Source organism: Pseudomonas sp. PF05 (genome assembly GCF_056521845.1).
The window spans coordinates 1-2,320 of sequence record NZ_JBWLPW010000047.1 but is presented as its reverse complement, the minus strand read 5'-3'; the positions used below and the strand labels follow the sequence as shown (position 1 = coordinate 2,320).

Genomic DNA, 2,320 nt, shown 5'->3' with positions numbered 1-2,320 from the left:
GTGTCGTGGCCTTGCGCCGCGGCGAACCCATCAACGCTCTCTGGATCGTCGTCGCAGCCGTGGCCATCTACCTGGTCGCCTACCGCTACTACAGCCTCTTCATCGCCAACAACGTGATGCAACTCGATGCGCGCCGGGCCACCCCTGCCGTGCTCAACAACGATGGCCTGGACTACGTCCCGACCAACAAGCACATTCTTTTCGGCCACCATTTCGCGGCCATTGCTGGCGCCGGGCCCCTGGTCGGGCCGGTATTGGCGGCGCAGATGGGCTACCTGCCCGGCACACTCTGGCTGATCGCCGGCGTGGTGCTGGCCGGTGCGGTGCAGGATTTCATGGTCCTGTTCCTGTCCACCCGTCGCAACGGTCGCTCCCTGGGCGACATGGTGCGCGAGGAAATGGGCCGCATCCCTGGCACCATCGCGCTGTTCGGCTGCTTCCTGATCATGATCATCATCCTCGCGGTGCTGGCGCTGATCGTGGTCAAGGCCCTGGCCGAGAGCCCGTGGGGCATCTTCACGGTGATGGCGACCATCCCGATCGCGATGTTCATGGGCATCTATATGCGCTACATCCGCCCGGGCCGCATCGGTGAAATCTCTGTGATCGGCGTGCTGTTGCTGCTGGGCTCGATCTGGCTGGGCGGGCAGATCGCTGCCGACCCGGTCTGGGCCAAGGCTTTTTCCTTCACCGGGATCCAGATCACCTGGATGTTGATCGGCTACGGCTTTGTCGCGGCGGTGCTGCCGGTGTGGCTGATCCTGGCGCCGCGGGACTACCTGTCGACCTTCCTCAAGATCGGCACCATCGTCGCCCTGGCGATCGGTATCCTGGTCACCATGCCTGAGCTGAAAATGCCGGCGCTGACCCAGTTCACCGACGGCACCGGGCCGGTGTGGAAGGGCGGGCTGTTCCCGTTCCTGTTCATCACCATCGCCTGCGGCGCGGTCTCGGGCTTCCACGCGCTGATCTCCTCGGGCACCACGCCCAAACTCTTGGATAACGAAACCAACGCCCGCTACATCGGTTACGGCGGCATGCTGATGGAGTCCTTCGTGGCGATCATGGCGATGGTGGCCGCTTCGGTGATCGAGCCGGGCGTGTACTTCGCCATGAACAGCCCGGCGGCGATCGTCGGCGGTGACGTGGTGGCCGTGGCCCAGACGGTCAGCAGCTGGGGTTTTGCAATCACCCCCGAGGCGCTGCAAGCGGTGGCCAAGGACATCGGCGAAACCACCGTTCTGGCCCGTGCCGGCGGTGCGCCGACCCTGGCGGTGGGGATCGCGCAGATCCTGCACTCGGTGTTGCCGGGTGAGAACACCATGGCGTTCTGGTACCACTTCGCGATCCTGTTCGAAGCGCTGTTCATCCTCACCGCGGTGGACGCCGGCACCCGTGCCGGGCGGTTCATGTTGCAGGACTTGCTCGGCTCGTTCGTGCCTTCGCTCAAGCGCACCGAATCCTGGTCGGCCAACCTGATCGCCACCGCCGGTTGCGTGGCGATGTGGGGCTACCTGCTGTACCAGGGCGTGATCGATCCGCTGGGTGGCATCAACACCTTGTGGCCGCTGTTCGGCATCTCCAACCAGATGCTGGCCGGTATCGCCCTGATGCTCGCCACCGTGGTGCTGATCAAGATGAAGCGCCAGCGCTACGTCTGGGTGACCATGCTGCCGGCGGCCTGGCTGCTGATCTGCACCACCACCGCGGGCCTGATCAAGCTGTTCGACGCCAACCCGGCGATCGGCTTCCTGGCCCTGGCGCGCAAATACAACGATGCCCTGACCGCCGGCCAGATCCTGGCCCCGGCCAAGAGCATCGAGCAGATGCAGCATGTGGTGTACAACGCTTATACCAACGCAACGCTGACGGTGTTGTTCCTGCTGGTGGTCTTCAGCATCCTGTTCTACGCGCTCAAGGTCGGCATCGCCGCCTGGGGCACCAAGGAACGCACGGACAAGGAAGCGCCATTCCAGGCTCTGCCGGACGCTTGATAGGGGATTGCAACAATGTTCAATGACTTGAGTCGCCTGGGTAAATACCTCGGTCAGGCCGCCCGCCTGATGGTCGGCATGCCCGACTACGACAACTACGTCGAGCACATGCAAACCAAGCACCCGGACAAACCGTTGATGGACTACGAGGCGTTCTTTCGCGAACGCCAGGAGGCCCGTTACGGTGGCAAGGGTGGGCCCAAGTGCTGTTGAGTTGAGGTAAACCCATGTGGGAGCGGGCTTGCTCGCGAAGGCGGAGTGTCAGTTAACGTTAAAGTCGACTGATACACCGCTTTCGCGAGCAAGCCCGCTCCCACAGTTGTTTT

2 protein-coding genes are annotated in these 2,320 nt (G+C 63.4%); both read left to right on the top strand.

The window, feature by feature from the left end:
- The coding region (locus AC09SL_RS29340; RefSeq protein WP_058543714.1) for a carbon starvation protein A at positions 1–1,994 on the top strand (1,994 nt) is incomplete at its 5' end.
- Between the two features lie 15 nt (positions 1,995–2,009).
- Positions 2,010–2,207 carry a YbdD/YjiX family protein gene (locus AC09SL_RS29335; protein WP_003201656.1) on the top strand — a complete coding sequence of 66 codons (198 nt, stop codon included), beginning with the start codon at positions 2,010–2,012 and terminating at the stop codon, positions 2,205–2,207.
- The last annotated feature ends 113 nt before the right edge of the window (positions 2,208–2,320 follow it).